The sequence below is a fragment of the Nocardia sp. NPDC005746 genome, from assembly GCF_040630785.1.
Taxonomy (GTDB): domain Bacteria; phylum Actinomycetota; class Actinomycetes; order Mycobacteriales; family Mycobacteriaceae; genus Nocardia.
This window is the reverse complement of the sequence record NZ_JBEXYE010000001.1, coordinates 530,445-548,984: the sequence shown is the minus strand read 5'-3', so window position 1 is coordinate 548,984 and position 18,540 is coordinate 530,445. Positions and strand designations below refer to the sequence as shown.

Here is an 18,540-nt window from a genome sequence, read left to right as displayed (position 1 = left end):
AAGATTCGGTAGCTACCGAGGTTGCCAGGAGGGTTTCGCACCGACGCGCCGTGACAGGCCCGGGACTGCCGGGAGGATCGCGCTTGCCTTCCGTTCTCCGTGATCGGAATGATACTTTGATCCTATGTCTGCCAGTCGCCCTTCTTCCGCGCCGCGGGTCACGTATGTGACCGTCGCGCTGGGCGTTCGGCTGCCGCGGCAACGGGAACTGTGTTGTCCCTGCCATCGCGCAGTCGAGTTCTGACCCCGATAACCAGGCATTTCCGCCGGTCGCCGTCCGGGTTCCTCGCTGCACCGCTGAAACCTTCATGTAGGCATTCGTCCACCCGTCGACCGGGTGGACCGCAGCAAGGATTCGACACAGTGTCCAGCCCCACGCTCGACCGCACCCATACCGCCGTCTCCACCGCGACCGCGCGCCCCGCCCCGGCGCGCCCGGCCGTGCCCCCGGAGTTGCGGATCACCGACAACCCGGCGGCCGCCGTGCTGCGCGCCGCCACCCGCGGCCCGATCTTCCGCGATGTCGCCGCACAGACCACGGGTCTGAGCATCGCCACGGTGAATCGCCAAGTGTCCGCGCTGCTTACGGCCGGACTGCTGCGTGAGCGCGCCGATCTGACCGCGTCCGGCGCGGTGGGCCGCCCCCGGGTGCCGTTCGAGGTCGACACCGACTCGTACGTGACGCTGGGCGTGCACATCGGTTTCACCGTGACCCGCATCGTGGCCGCGGACCTGTCCGGCCGCATCCTCGGCGGGCTCGAGATCGCCACGCCCCAAACGGGTCAGGACGCGGCGCTGACCATAGTGGCCCGCAGCGCCAAGGCCTTCCTGGACCGGCTGCCCCGGCGGCGGCCGCTGTGGACCGGCGTCGCGCTGGCCGGTCGGGTGGATCCGGCGGCCGGTGTCGTCGACCATCCCCGCCTGGGCTGGCAGGCCGCGCCGGTGGCGGCGGTCTTCAGCAGTGTGCTGGACCTGCCGGTCTCGGTGTCCGCGCACGTCGAGGCGATGGCCGCGGCGGAGCTGCTGCTCACCCCGCGCGACCCGGCCGAGGAGAATCGGCCCGGCAGCAGCCTGTTCGTGTACGCCCGCGAAACCGCCGGTGTCGCAGTCACTCTGCACGATCGCGTGCACACCCCCACCAATGGCCCGGGCTCCATCGCGCATCTCCCGACCGGCTCCGACGCCGACTGCACCTGCGGCCGGCGCGGCTGCTTGGAGGCCACCATCGGTGAGCGCGCCCTGCTGGAGCGCGCCGTGCGCAAGGGCATCCTGCCCAAGCCGGAGGCCCCGCGCCGCCCGGCCGTCACCGATCTGTACCGGGCCGCCGACGCGGGCGATGCCGATGCTCGCGACCTGCTCATCGAGCGGGCCGAAATCCTCGGCCGCACAGCGGCTCTGGTGCGTGACATGTTCAATCCGGACCGGGTGGTGCTGGGCGGCCAGGCGTTCACCGGCTGGCGCCCGGGCATGGAGCGGGTCGCCAAGGCCTTCGCCGAGTCGACCACGCTGCCCGCGGCGGATCTCCGGATCAGCCGATTCGGCGGCCGGGTGCAGGAATTCGCGGCGGCGGTCACCTCGGTGAGCGCGTTCTACGCCGACCCGCTCTCGGCCATGCGCCGCGCCACGCGGACCCGCTAGCCCACCGAACACGAAGTCCCCGCCGGGTGATCCCGGCGGGGACCTACGTCGACTCTCCGCCTCGGAGGGCGTGATCGGTGGCGAACCATACGGCGACCTCGGCTCGGCCGCTCGCCCCGAGCTTGCCCGCGATGTTGTGCACGTGCACCTCGGCCGTCCGCTCGGAGATCCCCAGCGCCCGGGCTATCTGGCGGTTCGTCCGGCCGCGCGCCACCAGCGCCGCCACCTCACGCTCGCGCCTGGTGAGCAGCGGCTTCCCGGCTCGGTGTGGAATCGAGACGTCGAGATCGTCGAGGACCTCGGCGAGGTATCCGGCGGTGTCGGATCGCACCCGATCCGCACCGATCAGGCGGTGTTCCTCGAAGGCTGCCGGGCCGAGTGTGGCGACCGCGTTGCCGAATGTCTCTGTCAGCCACCGCATCCCGAACGGAACCGTCATGGCGCCGATCGTGGCGGCGAGGGCCTCGGCGGCGCCGAGCAATTCGGCCATGCGCGTGATTCTGGAACCGCTCAACGCGACGGCGGACGCCACCATCAGACCGACGCTGGCCCCGTACAGCCCGCCGGCATCGAGGAAGGCGATCAGGCAGACCCGTGCCTCGGTCGTGGCCTCGTCGATCCGATCGGTGCGCCACGCCGCTACCGCACGGATCAGGGCCGCCCAGCCCAAGGCCTCACGATCCCCGATCACCCGCATGATCCGGTCGGCCGCCTCGGCATCGCGGGCGGCCGCGACGTAGTCTTCCTTCCCTAGTTCGACGCCCGCGAGCATGATCAGGCCCCAACCGTGGGCCAGTCCCCCGGTCTCACCGGCGTCCGTGATGAGCGCCAGGGACTCGTGGATCAGTCTCTCGGCAGGGGCCAGGTCGTCGCCGAATGCTGCTGTCAACCCTCGATATTGCAGTGCGCGAGCAAGACCGCGACCGTCGCCGAGCCCTCGGAATGCCGCCGCCGAGAGATCCAGCGCCGCCGCGGCGGCCGCCCGGTCGCCATGGATCATCGCCAGGTCACCGACCCCGACATGAGCCCAGGCGGTGAACCATTCGTCGACTTCACCAGACATCGCGAGGGCTGTCGCGAGCCACCGCAATCCCTCTCGGAAATGACCGTGCAGCTGCCAGAAGTGCGCCAGCGCGCCGGCGAGTCGGATCGCGGTGCCGGCATCGCCGGACTCGATGCTGTGGGACAGCGCCGCACGCAGGTCGGGGTGCTGGGCCTCCAACCGGTTCACCCACGCATGTTCCGCATAGGTCCGGAAGGCGGCGGCGGCGCGCTCGGCGAGATCGCGAAAGTAGGACGCGTGGACATGCTGTAATTCGCCCAGGTCCCCCGATGCGCGCAGATGCGCACGGCCGTAGCTTTTCACCGTCTCCAGCAGGCGATACGGCGCCGGTCCCGCGGCGGGGTCGAACGAGACCAGCGATTTGGAGACGAGACCGGCGAGGAGTCCCGCGCAGCCGTCGGACAGTGCGCGGCCGACCCCGTCCACCTCCTCGATTCCGAAGCTGCCCGCGAAGATCGCGAGTCGGTCGAACAATGTCCGCTCTGCCGGACTCAGCAGTCGGTAACTCCAGTCCATGGTGGCGACGAGCGTGCGATGGTGCCGGAGGGCGGCCCTGTTTCCACTGGTCAGCAGCCCGAACTGGTCATCCATGTGGGCCGCGATCCGCTCGACGTCGAGCGATGCGGCTCTCGACGCGGCCAGCTCGATCGCCAGGGGGAGGCCGTCGAGATAGCGACAGATCCGCGCCGCTCCGGCCGCGGTCGCCGCGGTCATCGTCAGGTTCGGCTGCACCGCTCGAGCCCGCTCGAAGAACAGCGCAACGCTCTCCGCCCCGGTCACGACCGCGAGATCCTGATCGCCGGTCGCTGACGGCAGCGCGAGTCCTCCGACTCGCACAACGACCTCACCCGGTATCTCGACGAGTTCCCGGCTCGTGGCCAGAATCCGCAACAGGCCGCAGCGCTCGAGCAACTCCGTCACCACGTTCGCTACGGACTCGACGACGTGTTCGCAATTGTCGAGCACGATCAGCGCGGCCGACGCCTCGAGACGGACCGCCAGGGAATCGGTGAGGGAACGCCGGCGATGCTCCGGAACCCCCACGGCCCCGGCGATGGCGTGCGGCACGAGCGCGGGGTCGGTGATCGAGGCGAGTTCGACCAGCCAGCAGCCGTCCACGAAATCATCGCTGCGCGCCAGCGCCACCTCGAGCGCGAGTCGGCTCTTACCGGCGCCACCCGGCCCCGTGATGGTGACGAATCGATAGGTCTGGAAGAGGTCCCGGATCTTCGCGAGATCGGCATGACGTCCGACGAAGCTCGACAGCGGCGTCGGGAGATTGTTCAGCGGAGGAGAGAACTCCCAATCGCTGGGCGTCACTGTCGGAGCTTACGCGTACCTCACCGGTGCCCGGAAGTACGTGATTCCCCCAATAGCGGTCCGACGCGGCCCGGACCGATTCTGATCTGGAGAGTCGGTCACAGCCCGGCGATCGCGACGGCATCGACAATCGATCGAGGTGAGAGCAATGAGTTGGGACAGCACGCACGAATGGTGGCGGGCACTGCACGACGTGGCCGCGGAGATCGAAAGCCGACGAGACGGCGAGTTGCCCTGGCGCCCGGAACACGCCACGGTGTTCGGCGACCCGGACGGACTGATCGCGGCGCTTCGCTACCGCTGGAAGCTGACTGTGCAAGCGCACGAGGAGGAACTCGCCGGCACGAACGGTGAGGCGTGCGAACGCGAACTGGTCGACGCCAATCAGGGTGTGTTGCGGATCTTGCGGGCGGCCGGACATCGCGAACCGGCCGCCGCGCCGGCGTTCGCCGTGGCCTGAATCCGTCGCACCTCGGTTCGCGCCCGGGAGGCCGGGCCGGATGGTCCACGATCCGGCCCGGCCCCGGGTCCCGCCCCACGCACGAGGCCCTGTGCGCGCGGTGCGGGGTACCGCCACCCGCCCCGGAGTCCCCTTCCGGACGAGCGGCGGTGGTCTCAGGCGGCGCGCGCCTGCGGGGACAGCCCCCACTCGCGCGCCAGCAGGCGGTGCGACCGCACCCGGTCATCGTGGTCGAAAGCCACACTGGTGACCAGGATTTCGTCCGCGCCCGTCAACTTGCGCAAGGCGTCGAGGCGTTCGGCGACGGTGGCCGGGGAACCCACCAACTGGGTGGTCACCCGATCGTCGATCAGCCGCTGCTGCGGACCCGACAAGGCGGGCGCGCTCTCGGGATCGAGGTAGTCGGCCGCTCCCGCGCCGCTGCGGATGGAGTACACCCAGTGCCCATAGCTGGAGGCCAGGTGCCGGGCGGTGGCGTCGTCCTCGGCGACCAGCACATCGGCGGACACCACCAGATATGGCCGCGGGAAGCGGGCCGACGGCCGGAACGCCGCCCGGTACGCCTCCACCGTCTCGACGATGGTGCCCGGCGACACGTGGTAGTTCGCCGCGAACGGAAGCCCGAATCGCCCTGCCAGTTGCGCGCTTTCGCCGCCGCTGCTGCCGAACAGCCACGGCTGCACCTCGGCGCCCTCACCGGGGACGGCGTGCAGTTCCACACCGTCGTCGGTCACGAAGCTGCCGTCGAGCAGCGCGAGGATCTCCTCGACCTGTTCGGTGTACGGCAGCGGCCGCGCCCCCGGCAGGTGCAGGGTCTCCAAAGCCGCCTTCACCCTGGTGAAGTCGAGCAACTGACCGGGGTAGAACGGGGGTGGGAGCACCACGCCGTCGCGGACCTCGGTGGGCCGCGGTGGGGCGGGCACCGGCGGCACACCCGCGGATCGCAGCTGTTCGGCGCGCTGCCCCGAGCGACCCAGCCCCAGATCCAACCGGCCCGGGTAGAGAGCGTCGATGGTGCCGAAGGCCTCCACCACCGAGATCGAGGTGTGATGCCCGAGTTGCACGGCGGCCGAACCGACCCGGATGGTGTCGGTGGCGGCGGCGATCAGTCCGATGAGCGTCGTCGGCGCGGAGCTCGCGACCCGCACGAAGTGATGCTCGGCGACCCAGAACCGGTGGTAGCCCAGCTTTTCCGCCTGCCGGGCCAGGTCGACGGTATTGCGGAGGGCCTGCCGGGGCGTCGAGCCCGCGCTGATCGGCGACAGGTCCAGGACCGAGAGCGGGATGGTCACAGCGACCGCCCCCGCCGCGGATCCTGTTCGCCCGCTTCGACGGCCAGCGGCAGCCGGTTCTCCGCCGGGGCGATCGGGCAGGTCGCGTAGTCGGTGAAGGCGCAGGGCAGGTTGACCGCGCGATTGAAGTCGAGCAGCAGGCTGCCGTCCGCCGCCGGCCGGGACAGATCCAGTCGCCGCGCGCCGCCGTAGGTGGTGACGCCGCTGGTGGCGTCGGTGAACAGCACGTGCAGGCCGAGGGCCTCACTGCCGAACACCACCAGTTCGCGCCGCTCGCCGCCCAATTCGACAGTGACCGTGCCGGTGGCGGTGTGGTGATGCTCGAGACCCTCCACGACCGCGCCGGTGGTGACGACACGGGTCTGCGCGAAGGGCTCGAAATAGCCGGTCACGATCCACCGCTGCTGCGGTTCGTAGACGGGGATCTCCGTGAACGCCGCCAGCGTCGGCGCGGCGGGATCGTGCACACGCAGCGCGAACCGCCCGGTCCGCCGGATCACCTCGATGATGCGGTCACCGGTGTGGACCTGGAGCCCCGGCGCCCCCTCGCCGGGCGTGATCGCGGCCTTGCCGCTCAGCGCCACACCGTTCAGCAACAGCTCGGGCTGTCCCGAATCGACCGTGACATAGACGTTCTCGCTGTCGGCGTGCCAGCGGCCGGGCAGCCCGTCGACCGTCTCCTGGTCGGCCCCCAGCCAGTGCAGCCCGGTCAGGCTGAGCCAGCCCAAGGGTTGGCGCGCCCAGGCGGCGCGTTCGGCGCGGAAGGCGGCCCACTGCTGGTCGTAGGCGGTTTCGATGGCGGTCATGAGGCGCGTACTCCTTCGGTGCCGTGATGGGGGTGGCGCAGGCCCAGGTGTTCGCGCAGGGTCGCGCCGGTGTACTCGGTGCGGAAGCTGCCCAGGGACTGCAACTCCGGGACGACCTTGTCGACGAATTCGTCGAGCCCGGTCGGAGTCAGATGCGGAACCAGGACGAACCCGTCCGCGGCATCGGATTGCACGTAGCGGTCGATCTCGGCGGCCACCTGCCGGGGCGTGCCGACGAACTGCTGGCGGGCGGTGGTGGCGATGATGAGGTCCCGGATGGACAGCTGCTCGGCGGCGGCCTTGGCCCGCCAGGCCTCGGCGACGGCGCGCGGGTCACGGGCGTGACGCACCCGCCCGCGGGTGATGTTCGCGTCGTCCACGGGGTCGATGTCGGGCAGCGGGCCGTCCGGGTCGTAGGCGGAAAGGTCACGGCCCCAGACCTGTTCGAGGAAGGCGATGGCGGTCTGCGGCGTCACCTGCTGCCGCCGGATGTACCGGGCGCGTTCGGCGGCGTCCTCGGCGGTGTCGCCGAGCACGAAGGCGGCGGCGGGCAGGATCTTCAGGTCGTCGCGGGCCCGGCCGTACTTGGCGAGCCGGTCCTTCACGTCGCGGTAGAAGCGCTGTCCGTCCTCGAGTTCGCCGTGTGCGCTGAAGATGACATCGGCCTTGGCGGCGGCGAATTCGCGGCCTTCGTCCGAGTCGCCCGCCTGGATCTGCACCGGGTAGCCCTGCGGGCCGCGCGGCAGGACGAACTGGCCTTCGATCTCGAACTGGTCGCTGCTGATCCGGGCCTGCGGGACGGGCTGGGCGAAAATGCCGCGCTCCCGGTCGATCACGAGGGTGTCGGCGGGCCAGCTGTCCCACAGCGCGCGGGTGGCCTCGACCACCTCGTGTGCGCGGGTGTAGCGCTTGGCGTGCTCCAGGTAGCCGCCGCGCCGGAAGTTCTCGCCGGTGAAGGCGTCCGAGGAGGTGACGGCGTTCCACGCGGCGCGGCCGCCGGACAGGTGGTCCAGCGAGGCGAATTGCTTTGCCAGTTCGAACGGTTCGTTGAAGGTGGTGTTGATGGTCCCGGCCAGCCCGAGGCGGGTGGTGACGGCCGCCAGCGCGTTGAGCACCGTGAAGGTGTCGGGCCTGCCGACCACGTCCAGGTCGTGGATGCGGTCGCGGTGTTCGCGCAGCCGCAGCCCCTCGGCGAGGAAGAAGAAGTCGAACAGGCCGCGTTCGGCGGTGCGGGCCAGGTGCACGAAGGAGTCGAAGTCGATCTGGCTGCCCGAGTCCGGGTCGGTCCAGACGGTGTGGTGGTTGACGCCCGGGAAGTGGGCGGCCAGGTGAATCTGCTTGCGTATCCGATGATCCGGCATGGCGGTGACTCCTCAGGCGTGGGCGTAGCGGCCGGCGGGCCGGGGCAGGCCCAGACGCTCGCGCAGGGTGGGGGTGAGGGCGGGCAGCTGCGGCAGGGCGGCGGCGAGCGCCAGCGGGCGCAGCACCACACCGTCGGCGGCGCAGTCGGTTTCGACGCGGCGCAGGATGTCGCGCAGTTCCGCGGGGGTGCCGATGTGGAAGACGGTGGCCGGGGCGGGCGAGGCCGTCCAGTCCTCCAGTTCGGCGACCCCGAGGGCGGCGGCGTCCGCGGTGTCGGCGAGGTGGATGTCGAGGTCGAGCAGCACCCGCACCCGGTTCGGGTCTCGTCCGGCGGCGGCGATGGCGGACCGCAGTTCGGAGCGGGTGGCGGCGGCGGTCGCGAGATCCGGTGCGGCGATCCGGATCAGGTCGGCGCGGTGCACGGCGACCCTCGTGCTGTGCGGGTCGGCGGCGCGCACCGCGAGCGGCGGCCGGCCCTGCGGCGGACGCGGGGTGATGGACGGTCCCTTCACCGAGAAGTGCTCACCCGCGAAGTCGATGTAGTGCAGCCGGTCGCGGTCGATGAACCGGCCGGTGGCCTGGTCGCGGATCTCGGCGTCGTCCTCCCAGCTGTCCCACAGCCGGGTCACCACCTCGACCGCCTCGTCCGCCTCCTCCCAGCGGGAGCGTTCGTCCTGTTCGGGCTTGCGGCCGAACAGCCGCGCCTCCCCCGCCCCGACGGACACCTCCCAGCCCGCCCGGCCCGCGGCCGCGAAGTCCAGGCTGGCAATGGCTTTGGAGAGGTGGAAGGGCTCGGTGTGGGTGACCGAGGCCTGCGGGATCAGGCCGATGCGCCGGGTCTCGGCGGCGGCACGCGCGGCCACCGCCACCGCGTCCAGGCGTCCGATGGCCCCGGCGGATTGCAGGGTGAAGGAGTCCGGCAGGAACGCCAACTCGATTCCCGCGTCCTCGGCGGCGCGCAGCGCGTCCACCCAGTACCGGGCGTCGAAGAGGTCTTCGGCGCGGGAGTCGGCGCGCCGCCAGGAGGCGGGGTGCGCGCCGGTGCCGGACAGTTCCAGGCCCAGCAGCAGCGGAGTCGGATGCGGCATCAGGCTGTCCTTTCGAGCGGTAGCGGGTGATCGGGGGTGGCCGCCCGGGGGACGGCCGCGAGTAGTTCACGGGTGTAGGCGTGTCGCGGTCGGTCGAAAACCTCGGCGGTCGCTCCGGTTTCGACGACACCGCCCTGGCGCATGACGGCGACACGATCGGCCAGGCGACGGACCACGGCCAGGTCGTGGGAAATGAACAGGTAGGCCAGGTCCAGTTCGGTCTGGAGTCGTTCGAGCAGGTCGAGGATCTGCGCCTGCACCGAGACGTCCAGAGCCGAGACCGGTTCGTCGAGCACGACCAGTTCGGGGCGCGGGGCCAGCGCACGGGCGATGGCGACCCGTTGCCGCTGCCCGCCGGACAACTCCGCCGGGCGCCGATCCAGGAAGGCGGCGGGCAGCGCGACCTGATCCAGCAGTGCGGCCACCGCGGCGCGGCGGCCGCGCCGATCGCCGATCCCGAACGCCTGCAAGGGTTCCGCCACGATTCGCCCGACCGTCAGCTTCGGGTTCAGCGAGACGTACGGGTTCTGGTAGACGACCTGGACGCGACGGCGCAGCGCCCGCAGGTCCGAACCGCGCAGGGCGGTGACGTCCTGCCCGTCGACGGTGACGGCGCCCGCGTCGGGCGCGGTCAGCCGGGCGATGATGCGGGCCGTGGTCGACTTGCCCGAGCCGGATTCGCCTACCACGGCGAGGGTTTCACCACGATGGACCTCCAAGGACACGTCGTTCACCGCATCGACGGTGAAATCCCTGGTGACGCGGAAGGACTTGCGCAGACCGGTCGCGGCCAGCAGCGGGGTCCCGTATTCACGAACCGGACGCGGGGGCTGATCCGCACCGAGGCTCGGCACGGCGGCGATCAACCGCCGCGTGTATTCGTGTTGCGGATTGCCCAATACCTCCGCCGCCGTGCCGGTCTCGACGATCAGGCCGTCCCGCATCACCGCGATGCGGTCCGCCCGTTCGGCCGCGACCGCCAGGTCGTGGGTGATGAGCAGCACCGCCGTCCCCGATTCCGTGGTCCGCGCGGCCAGTAGGTCGAGAATGCGGCGCTGCACGGTGACGTCCAGCGCGCTGGTCGGCTCATCGGCGATCACCAGTTCGGGCCCGCAGGCCAGCGCGATCCCGATCAGTACCCGCTGCCGCTGTCCGCCCGACAGGTCCTGGGGATACTGGCGCGCCCGCAGTTCGGGACGATCCAGCCCGGCCTGGTCGAGGATCTCGACCGCCGCGAGGTCGGCGGTGCGGCGATCGGCCCGGTCGTGGATGCGCAATACCTCGCCCACCTGCCGTCCGATGCGCAGCACCGGATTGAGCGAGGTGCCCGGATCCTGAGGGACGAGCCCGATGCGCGCGCCGCGAATCCGTTGCAGCGCGCGCGGAGACGCCCGGTCGATCCGCTCTCCGTCGAAGGTGATCTCCCCGGCGGTGATCACGCCGCCTTGGAGCAGCCCGATCACCGCGTGCGCGAGAGTGGATTTGCCCGAACCCGATTCACCCACCAGCGCGAGCGTCTCCCCGCGCCGGACCTGGAGCGAGACGCCGCGCACGGCGGGTGTCGCTCCGCCGCGGCCCCGATACTCGACCTGTAGCCCCTCGATGTTCAACAGCTCGGTCATCGGGCCTCCTTCTGCAAGGCGCGGGCGATCCGCTGGGTGGACAGCACCAGCACGACGATGACCAGCCCCGGCAGGGTGGTCAGCCACCACGCGGTGGCCAGGTAGCCGCGGCCCTCCGACACCAGCGAGCCCCACTCCGGCGTGGGCGGCACCGCGCCGTAGCCGAGGAAGCTCAGTGACGCCACGAACAGCGTCACCACGCCGAAGTCGACGGCGGCCAATGCCGCCACCGGCCCGTACGCATTGCGCAGGATGTGGCGGAACAGCACGATGTGCCAGCGCACACCGGACGCGAACGCGGCCTCCACGTAGTGCGCGTTGCGCACCCGCAGTACCTCGCCGCGCATCACCCGGGCGAACCTGGCGATCAGCGAGATGCCCACGGCGATGGCCACATTGCGGGTGCCCAGCCCCAGCACGGTGATGGTGGCCAGGGCGAGCAGCATGTCGGGAATCGAGAGCACCACATCGACCGCGCGCATGATCGCGGTGTCGACCACGCCGCCCGCCGCACCCGCGACCAGGCCGATCAGGGCGCCGGTCACCAGCCCGATCAGCACCGCGAACACGGTCGCGCTCAACGACAGTGCCGCGCCGTGCACCACCCGGGTGTACAGGTCACGCCCGAGATTGTCGGTGCCGAACCAGTGCTGGAGGCTGGGGCCGCGCAGCTTCTGCGCGGGCACGCCGCGCAGGGGATCACCGCTCGCGAAAACGGCCGGGGCGACGGCCCAGGCGCACACCAGCGCGACGACCGCGCCCGCCGCGACGGTTCCCGGATTGCGCCGCGCCCACGACGCGGCAGCCGTCCCACCGGCGATGGCCTCGCGTCGGAACGTCCGGTCGGACTCGGGCCGGAATGCCAGGTCAGACATCGGACCACTCGTCATCCGCGTCCCAGAAGGCGATGCCCGGGTCCAGCAGGGGGTGGGTCAGGGTGATGACCCGCAGCGTCGATCGCGGTCCGCGCGAGCAGCCGCGCAGTCGCGCGCGCAGATCGCGGATCACATGCCGGGGCGGGGTCGGCGAACGGTCAGGCATGAGCACGCTCCTTCGTCGAGTTCCGGTGCACCACACGGGGGTCGAGCAGGGGGTAGGCGAGATCAACGAGCAGGTTGACGGTCACGAAGGCCAGGGCGGCGAACACGACGATGCCCTGGACCACCGGGATGTCCTGGCGCAGTACCGATTCCTGCGCCAGTCGGCCCATGCCCGGGCGGGAGAACACCGTCTCGGTGACCACCGCCCCGGCCAGCACGGTGCCGGTCCACAATCCCGACACGGTCAGCGCGGGGGCGGCCGCCGGGCGCAGGACGTCGCGCAGCTGCACCCACCAGCGGGACGCGCCCTTGGCGAAGGCGACCTCGACGAACGGCTGCCGCCAGGTCGCGACCAGGCTCGCGTGGAGGACCTGGGCGATGACCGCCCCCACCGGGATGGCCAGGGTGATCGCGGGCAGGATGGTCCCGCCCAATCCGGTGCCGCCGAACGCGGGCACCAGCTTCAACCGGAACGAGAACAGTTGCAGCAGCAGCAATCCCACCCAGAAGCCCGGCATCGACGCCCCGACCGCGGGTAGCGAGGTGAGCAGCCCGCGCAGCCGGGGACGCTCGGTGTACGCGGCCGCCAGGGCCAGCGCCCCGCCGGCCGCCACGGCCAGCAGCAGCCCGATCGCCGCCAGCGCCAGGGTCGAGGGCAGGGCGTCGCCCAGCACCCCGGTGACGGTCTGACCGGTGGAGATGGAGTGGCCGAGGTCGCCGCGTACCGCGTGCGACAAGGCCGTCCAGTACTGGGCCCACAACGACTGGTCGAGACCGTAGCGGGCCCGCATCTCCGCGATGGCCGCGGCGTCGACGGGCGTGCCGGTGGCCGCGTCGGCCGCCAGCGCCACCGGGTCGCCGGGCAGCAGGTACAGCCCGGCGAAGGACAGCGTGAACGCCGCCCACAGCACACCGATCGCCTGCAGCACCCGTCCGATCACGTAGCGGCCCATGGGTTTACCGCGCCAGCCAGGTGTCGTGGAACTGCAGTCGCGCCGAGGCCTCGAACTTCACCCCGGCCACCGCCTTGCCGACGCCGATGGCCTGCGAGAGTTCGATGGTCGGGATCCACAGGCCCTGGTCGAGGACCGCGGTCTGGGCGTCGCCGATGATGCGGGCGCGCACGGCCGGATCGGTGGCCGACAACTGTTGGGCGAGCAGCGCGTCGAGGGGTTCGGCGGGGCCGCGAGCGTTCAGGTTGCGCTGGTCGACCGCGAAGGTGGTGCGCAGGATGTCGCCGTCGGCGCGGGTCGAGTTGTAGTAGTTGAAGTCGAAGTCCTTGGTGTTCTGGCGCACCGTCGATTCCGCCACCGACAACGGTTCCAGCCGCAGGTCGAAGCCGACCGCCCGCAGCTGCTGCTGGGTCAGCTCGAGAATGGGCTGATTGGCCGAGAACACGGGGGCGAAGATGACGCCCGCGCTCAGCCGCTGCCCGTCCTTGACCCGGATGCCGTCCGCGCCCGGCGCCCAGCCCGCCTGGTCGAGCTGCTTCTTCGCGGCGTCCGGGTCGAACTTCACCCGGGCCGAAAGATCCACATAGCCGGGCGTTTTGGAGGCGAGCACGCTGCTGGCCGTCTTGAACTGCGGCCCGAGCACGGTGTCCACCAGTTCCTTGCGGTTGATGGCGGGCAGCAGCGCGGCCCGGACCGCCGGATCGCGCAGCACGCCCCGGGTCACATTGGCCTGCAGGCCGAACGGGACGCCCGGGTTGGCGGTGAACTGCACGCGACCGCCGCCGCCCTCGATCTGCGCCACATCCTGCGGCAGCGCGTCACTGATCGCGTCGAGCTGGCCGGAGGCGAGGCTGCCGGTGCGCACCCCGGATTCGGGGACCACGGTGAACACGATCTTGTCCAGATGCGCCTCGCCCTGACCGGCGAAAACCGCGGAGCCCCAGGCATACCCGGCCCGCTTGGCCAGGGTGGCGGAGGCGTTCTGCTTCCACTCGGCATAGGTGAACGGGCCGCTGCCGATATTGGTCCCCAGGCAGCGCTCCTCGGCGGCCTTGGCGGCGGTGGCCTCGGACTGGATGCCCAGCTGCGGGGTCGAGGTCGCCTGCAGGAACTGCGCGTTCGGCCCGGCGAAGTCCACCCGCACGGTGCGCGGATCCAGCACCGTGCTGCCCGCGTACCCGGCCAGGTAGCTCGCGGCCAGCGGCGCCTTCGCACCGCCGAGCGCGACGATCGAATCGAAGTTCCGGCGCACCGAGTCCGCGGTGAGCGGGGTGCCGTCGCTGAAGGTGATCCCGTCGCGTAGATGGAAGGTGAACGACCTGGCATCCGGGGAGACGGTCCAGGTGTCGGCCAGCCACGGCTTCAGCTGACCGGTCTCCGGGTCCTGATCGACCAGCGAGTCCACCACCTGCCGGGTCACGTAGATCGTCTGATTGGTCGACGACTGCGCGGGATCGGAGCAGGTCGGGGCCGATGACAGGCCGTACCGCAGGGTGCCGCCCGCCTGCGGCGGACCCGCCGGCTCACCGCTGCCGGTGGTGGCGTCCCCGCCGCCGCACCCGGCGAGCGTGACGGCGGCGGCGAACACTCCCGCCAGGGCCACGGGGCGGGTGGTGCGTGTGAGCAGGGAACGGGTCATCGGGGATCTCCAGCGGGGTAACGGTCGGCGCCGAGCGGTCGGCTCGGGATGCGGCGGCGGAGTTCGGGGGCGACCTCGGCCTGGAACAGTTCGAGGCTCTCGCGGTGCTCGGCCTCGGTCCGGACGTCCGCGTCCGCGCTGAGGTGGATGACCTCGTGGCCGAATCGCTCGTGATAGCGGCTCACCTTGTCCAGCACCTGTTCCGGGCTGCCGATGAGCGCCGAGGACCGGGCCGCGAAGTCCTCGACGGAGGCGAACACGATGGGCACGTCGAACTTCCGCGCCACCGCCTGCCGCGCCTCGAAGACCGGCCGATACCGGTCGAGCGCCTCCTGCGAGGTCCGGGTCACCAGGAAGCCCGCCGTGCCCGCGCCCACCAGGGCTTCGGCCGGGTCGTGGCCGTAGGCCGCCCAGCGTTCCCGGTAGTGGTCGATCAGTTCGGCGTACGGCTCGATCGGGTAGGTGACATTCGCGGAGAACAGCGGATCCCCGTGCAGCGCCGCGTAATCCGCGGATTCACGGCTGGTGGCGCTGCCGTGCCAGATGCGCAGCCGCGGCTGCAGCGGCCGGGGCAGCGCCTTGGCCTCGGTCAGCGCCGGCCGGAACCGGCCGGACCAGGTGACGCTGTCGCTGTCCCACAGCTTCCGGAACAGTTCGTAGCCTTCGCGATTACGATCCCACTGGTCGTCGGTGGTGACGTGGAACAGCTTGGCCTGCGCCGCGCCGTTGCCCTTCCCGATGATCAGTTCCAGCCGGCCGTCGGAGAGATTGTCCAGCGTCGAGTAGTCCTCGAAGGCGCGCACCGGATCCAGCAGGCTGAGCGTGGTGACACCGGTGAACAGCGCCAGCCGCGAGGTGACGGCCGCGAGGTGGCTGAGCACCACCGGCGGGGCCGCGGAGATGAACGGATCCTCGTGCCGCTCCCCCACCGCGAAACCGTCGTAACCGAGCTCCTCGGCCAGACGCGCGCTCTCGACGACCCGCCGCAGCCGCTGCCGAGGCGACTCGGTCCCGCCGGTCACCGGGTCCGGTGTGTGGGTGATCAAGGTCAGCAGGAGGAACTTCATGCCGGAATCGCCTGCTCTCCGGCGTCGAGGAACTTCTCGAACGGGTGCACGTAGCCGACTTCCTTACGAACATCACGCGGCAGCGCGGTATAGCCGGCCGCCGTGTACAAAGCGACCGCCTCCGGCTGACGCGGACCGGTGGTCAGGTAGACGCGCCGATACCCGCGCCGCGCGATCTCGGCTTCCAGCTGGTCGAGCACGAACCGCCCCAGCCCTTTTCGCCGATGCGTGGCCGCCGTCCAGATCCGCTTGAGCTCGGCGGTCTCGGCGTCGTACCGCTGGAACGCGCCGCCCGCCACCGTTTCCCCGTTATCCACAACTATCAACAGGTCGCCCTGTGGAGGAGCGAAGTGACTGGCCGAATACCCGGTCAGATCCGCATGCACCTCCCCCGGCGTCCCGCCGTACCGGCTGCTGTACTCGATGGCGAGCTCCGCCAGCAGCGGCGCGGCCAGGGGATCGTGTTGCCCGACATGGAAAACCCTGCGCGACATGCTCATCCCTTCTTCTTGGGCAGTCCGGGCGGATTGATCCGCGACTGCGGCACGGCCTCGCCGCCCAGGCCCCAGCGGTCCAGCACCTGCTTGTAGAGCCCGTTGTCGATGGCGTACTGGATGGCGGCCCGCAACGGCTCCGCCAGTCCATTGCCCTTCTTGGTGAGGACGCCGATCTCGGCCTGGAGCGCGTCTCCCGCGCCCGACAGCGTGGTCACCACCTTGGTCTGGCCACTGGACGCCGAGTGGTACTGCGCCGAGGGATTGGGGCCGAGGTAACCGTCGAGGCGGCCGGAGGCCAGCGCCAGGTAGTAGTCGCTGGTCTTCTCGTAGTAGGCGATATCGATCTTCGGCAGGCCCGCGGCGAGGTTGTCGTCGTTCCACTTCACCAGCAGCTGTTCCTGGTTGGTGCCGGAGCCGACGCCGATCTTCTTGCCCGCCAGCGACTTCCGGTCCTGGTAGGCCCAGTTCGCGTCCTTGGGGACTTCCAGGGCGATATTGTCGAGCCGGTAGGTGGCGAAGTCGTACTTCTCCTTGCGCTCCTCGGTGACGGTGGCATTGCTGATGAAGACGTCCGCCTCGCCCGAGTCGATCTTCACGAAGTTCTGCGCCCAGTCCCCCACCCGGGTCTCCACCTTCAGGCCCAGCAGATCGGCGAGCAGGGAGGAGACGTCGGCCTCGGAACCGATGGGGGTGCGGTCGTCGGTGGCGTAGAAGCGCAGCGGCGGCGTCGCGCCGACCGATCCGGTGACCACCAGCGTGCCGCGATCCCGGACGGCGGCGGGCAATTGCGCGGCGAGCGCGTCCACCTTGGCCGCGTGCACCCGGCCCGACTGCGCCGGGGACAGGTCGTAGTTCAGACCGTTGACGGTGTTGGAGCTGGGAGCGCCGCCATCGCCGTCCTTGCCACAGGCTGTCGCCGCGAACAGGCCGAGCACGGTGAGTGCGGCGAGAGCGGTGATCCGTCTGCGACGGTGCGACTTGGGCATGAGCGGGTTCCTTATCCGGCGTTGGGGGTCAGAGCACGTGGGCGAGAAAGGCTTTGGTGCGGGGATGAGTCGGGGCGTCGAGCACCTGCGCGGGCGGTCCCTGCTCGACGACGCGGCCCGCGTCCAGCAGCACCACCGTGTCGGCCACCTTGCGGGCGAACCCGATCTCGTGGGTGACGATCACCAGTGTGGAACCGCCGCGCGCGAGATCCTCGAGCACGTCGAGCACCTCGCCGACCAGCTCCGGGTCCAGCGCGGAGGTCGGCTCGTCGAACAGCACCACCTCCGGCCGCAAGGCCAGCGCCCGGGCGATGGCCACCCGCTGCCGCTGCCCGCCGGACAGCCGGCCCGGATACTCGCCGGCCCTGTCCGCCAACCCGACTCGCGCCAGCAGTTCCAGCGCCTCGGCGTTCACCTCGGCCTTGGAGCGGCGTTGCGCGGCCACCGGCGCGAGCGTCACATTCTCCCGAACCGTCAGGTGCGGAAAGAGATTGAAGTTCTGGAACACGAACCCGATCCGCGCCCGCTGGCGCAGGATCTCGCGCTCGTGCAGTTCGTAGAGTTTGCGGCCCTTGCGGCGGTAACCGACCAGCTCGCCGCCCACCCGCACGGTGCCGCCGTCCACCTGCTCGAGATGGTTGATGGTGCGCAGCAGCGTCGATTTGCCCGAGCCGGACGGACCGAGAATGACCGTGACCTCGCCGGGCCGCACCGTCAGATCGATTCCGGACAACACTTCGGTGCGGCCGAAAGACTTTCGGATACCACGTAATTCGATCGCGAATTCACTCATCGCCGGTTCCTCTCGCGAAGCGCCGTTCGATATAGAACTGAATGACACTGAGCACCGTGGTCAGCAGGATGTACCAGACCGTGGCCACCATGAGCAGCGGCACCACCCGGCCGTTCCGGCCGTAGATGACCTGCACCTGATAGAACAGCTCGGCGATCGCCATGGTCGACACGATCGAGGTGCCCTTGAAAAGGCTGATCACCTCATTGGCGGCATTCGGCAGAATTCCGCGCATGGCCTGCGGCCCGACAATGGTGAAGAACTGACGCCGCCACGGCAGTCCGAGCGACCGCGCCGCCTCCCACTGCCCGGCATCCACCGAGATGATGCCCGCTCGGATGATCTCCGCCGAATACGCCGCCTGATGCAACGCCAAACCGATGACAGCCGCAGTGAATCCGCTGATCACGCCATTGGTCTGGAATCGCGCGAACTCCGGGCCGAAGGGAATGCCCAGCGACAGCGTCTTGTACAGATAGGCGAGGTTGAACCAGAACAGCAGCTGCACGATCAGCGGAATCGACCGGAACGCCCAGATATAGGTCCACGCGATCGCCTTCAACACCGGATTCTTCGACAGGCGGCCGACGGCCAGCCAGATACCGAGGAAGAACCCCAGCAAGGTGCCCCAGAAGGTCAGCTCGAGGGTCACTTTCAGCGCCGACAGCACCGATTTCGCGGTGACGTACTGCGCGAACGTGCCCCAGTCCCAGCCCGGATTGGTGATCAGCCCGTGCGCGAACTGCGCGACCAGCACCAGCGCGACGGCCCCCGTGACCCAGCGCCACGGGTGGCGGGTGCGGACGACGGACAGATCACCGTCCTCGGCTCCGGTCGCCTCCGCCGTCTGCGCGGATACCGCCAGGGTGCTCATGGACACCGACGATACGAAGCCCGGCGCACCCTGTCGCCGG

The 18,540-nt window shown here is 70.4% G+C and carries 17 protein-coding genes; 2 read left to right on the top strand and 15 right to left on the bottom strand.

Annotation, left to right across the window (positions count from 1 at the left end):
* The first annotated feature begins 363 nt into the window (after window positions 1–363).
* Window positions 364–1,638, top strand: a complete 1,275-nt coding sequence (locus tag ABZ412_RS02500; RefSeq protein WP_357275353.1) for an ROK family protein — start codon at window positions 364–366, stop codon at window positions 1,636–1,638.
* Between the two features lie 43 nt (window positions 1,639–1,681).
* Here ABZ412_RS02500 and ABZ412_RS02495 read toward each other — a convergent pair whose 3' ends face one another.
* Window positions 1,682–4,021, bottom strand: a complete 2,340-nt coding sequence (locus ABZ412_RS02495; protein WP_357275350.1) for a LuxR C-terminal-related transcriptional regulator — start codon at window positions 4,019–4,021, stop codon at window positions 1,682–1,684.
* A 148-nt stretch (window positions 4,022–4,169) separates the two neighbouring features.
* Between ABZ412_RS02495 and ABZ412_RS02490 the strand changes: the two genes are divergently transcribed.
* Complete coding sequence (locus tag ABZ412_RS02490; protein ID WP_357275348.1) at window positions 4,170–4,481, top strand: hypothetical protein; 312 nt, start codon at window positions 4,170–4,172, stop codon at window positions 4,479–4,481.
* A gap of 155 nt (window positions 4,482–4,636) precedes the next feature.
* Here ABZ412_RS02490 and ABZ412_RS02485 read toward each other — a convergent pair whose 3' ends face one another.
* Genes ABZ412_RS02485 through ABZ412_RS02420 form a run of 14 tightly spaced genes read right to left on the bottom strand, consistent with a single transcriptional unit; the run spans window position 4,637 to window position 18,500 of the window.
* On the bottom strand, window positions 4,637–5,773 hold the full coding sequence (locus ABZ412_RS02485) for an LLM class flavin-dependent oxidoreductase (RefSeq protein ID WP_357275346.1): 1,137 nt from the start codon (window positions 5,771–5,773) through the stop codon (window positions 4,637–4,639).
* Entirely contained in the window at window positions 5,770–6,579 is an 810-nt protein-coding gene (locus tag ABZ412_RS02480) for a DUF1684 domain-containing protein (protein ID WP_357275344.1), read from the bottom strand. Before ABZ412_RS02480 ends, ABZ412_RS02485 begins: the two co-directional genes overlap by 4 nt.
* Window positions 6,576–7,940 carry an NtaA/DmoA family FMN-dependent monooxygenase gene (locus tag ABZ412_RS02475; protein ID WP_357275342.1) on the bottom strand — a complete coding sequence of 455 codons (1,365 nt, stop codon included), beginning with the start codon at window positions 7,938–7,940 and terminating at the stop codon, window positions 6,576–6,578. The genes ABZ412_RS02480 and ABZ412_RS02475 overlap by 4 nt, the downstream gene beginning before the upstream one ends.
* Window positions 7,941–7,952: 12 nt before the next feature.
* Window positions 7,953–9,029, bottom strand: a complete 1,077-nt coding sequence (locus tag ABZ412_RS02470; protein ID WP_357275340.1) for an LLM class flavin-dependent oxidoreductase — start codon at window positions 9,027–9,029, stop codon at window positions 7,953–7,955.
* Complete coding sequence (locus ABZ412_RS02465; RefSeq protein WP_357275337.1) at window positions 9,029–10,651, bottom strand: ABC transporter ATP-binding protein; 1,623 nt, start codon at window positions 10,649–10,651, stop codon at window positions 9,029–9,031. The genes ABZ412_RS02470 and ABZ412_RS02465 overlap by 1 nt, the downstream gene beginning before the upstream one ends.
* On the bottom strand, window positions 10,648–11,526 hold the full coding sequence (locus ABZ412_RS02460) for an ABC transporter permease (protein ID WP_357275335.1): 879 nt from the start codon (window positions 11,524–11,526) through the stop codon (window positions 10,648–10,650). Before ABZ412_RS02460 ends, ABZ412_RS02465 begins: the two co-directional genes overlap by 4 nt.
* Entirely contained in the window at window positions 11,519–11,692 is a 174-nt protein-coding gene (locus ABZ412_RS02455) for a hypothetical protein (RefSeq protein WP_357275333.1), read from the bottom strand. Before ABZ412_RS02455 ends, ABZ412_RS02460 begins: the two co-directional genes overlap by 8 nt.
* Complete coding sequence (locus tag ABZ412_RS02450) at window positions 11,685–12,644, bottom strand: ABC transporter permease (RefSeq protein WP_357275331.1); 960 nt, start codon at window positions 12,642–12,644, stop codon at window positions 11,685–11,687. The genes ABZ412_RS02455 and ABZ412_RS02450 overlap by 8 nt, the downstream gene beginning before the upstream one ends.
* Window positions 12,645–12,648: 4 nt before the next feature.
* The gene (locus ABZ412_RS02445) at window positions 12,649–14,283 is read right to left on the bottom strand and encodes an ABC transporter substrate-binding protein (protein WP_357275329.1); all 1,635 of its coding nucleotides are present in this window, start codon (window positions 14,281–14,283) and stop codon (window positions 12,649–12,651) included.
* The gene (locus ABZ412_RS02440) at window positions 14,280–15,350 is read right to left on the bottom strand and encodes an LLM class flavin-dependent oxidoreductase (RefSeq protein WP_357275326.1); all 1,071 of its coding nucleotides are present in this window, start codon (window positions 15,348–15,350) and stop codon (window positions 14,280–14,282) included. The genes ABZ412_RS02445 and ABZ412_RS02440 overlap by 4 nt, the downstream gene beginning before the upstream one ends.
* Window positions 15,347–15,850 (bottom strand): GNAT family N-acetyltransferase, encoded by a 504-nt coding sequence (locus tag ABZ412_RS02435; protein ID WP_357275324.1) that lies wholly within the window; start codon window positions 15,848–15,850, stop codon window positions 15,347–15,349. Before ABZ412_RS02435 ends, ABZ412_RS02440 begins: the two co-directional genes overlap by 4 nt.
* Window positions 15,847–16,833 (bottom strand): ABC transporter substrate-binding protein, encoded by a 987-nt coding sequence (locus ABZ412_RS02430; RefSeq protein WP_357275323.1) that lies wholly within the window; start codon window positions 16,831–16,833, stop codon window positions 15,847–15,849. Before ABZ412_RS02430 ends, ABZ412_RS02435 begins: the two co-directional genes overlap by 4 nt.
* Before the next feature lie 28 nt (window positions 16,834–16,861).
* The gene (locus tag ABZ412_RS02425; protein ID WP_357275321.1) at window positions 16,862–17,626 is read right to left on the bottom strand and encodes an amino acid ABC transporter ATP-binding protein; all 765 of its coding nucleotides are present in this window, start codon (window positions 17,624–17,626) and stop codon (window positions 16,862–16,864) included.
* Window positions 17,619–18,500 (bottom strand): amino acid ABC transporter permease, encoded by an 882-nt coding sequence (locus ABZ412_RS02420; protein ID WP_357275319.1) that lies wholly within the window; start codon window positions 18,498–18,500, stop codon window positions 17,619–17,621. The genes ABZ412_RS02425 and ABZ412_RS02420 overlap by 8 nt, the downstream gene beginning before the upstream one ends.
* Window positions 18,501–18,540: the final 40 nt, after the last annotated feature.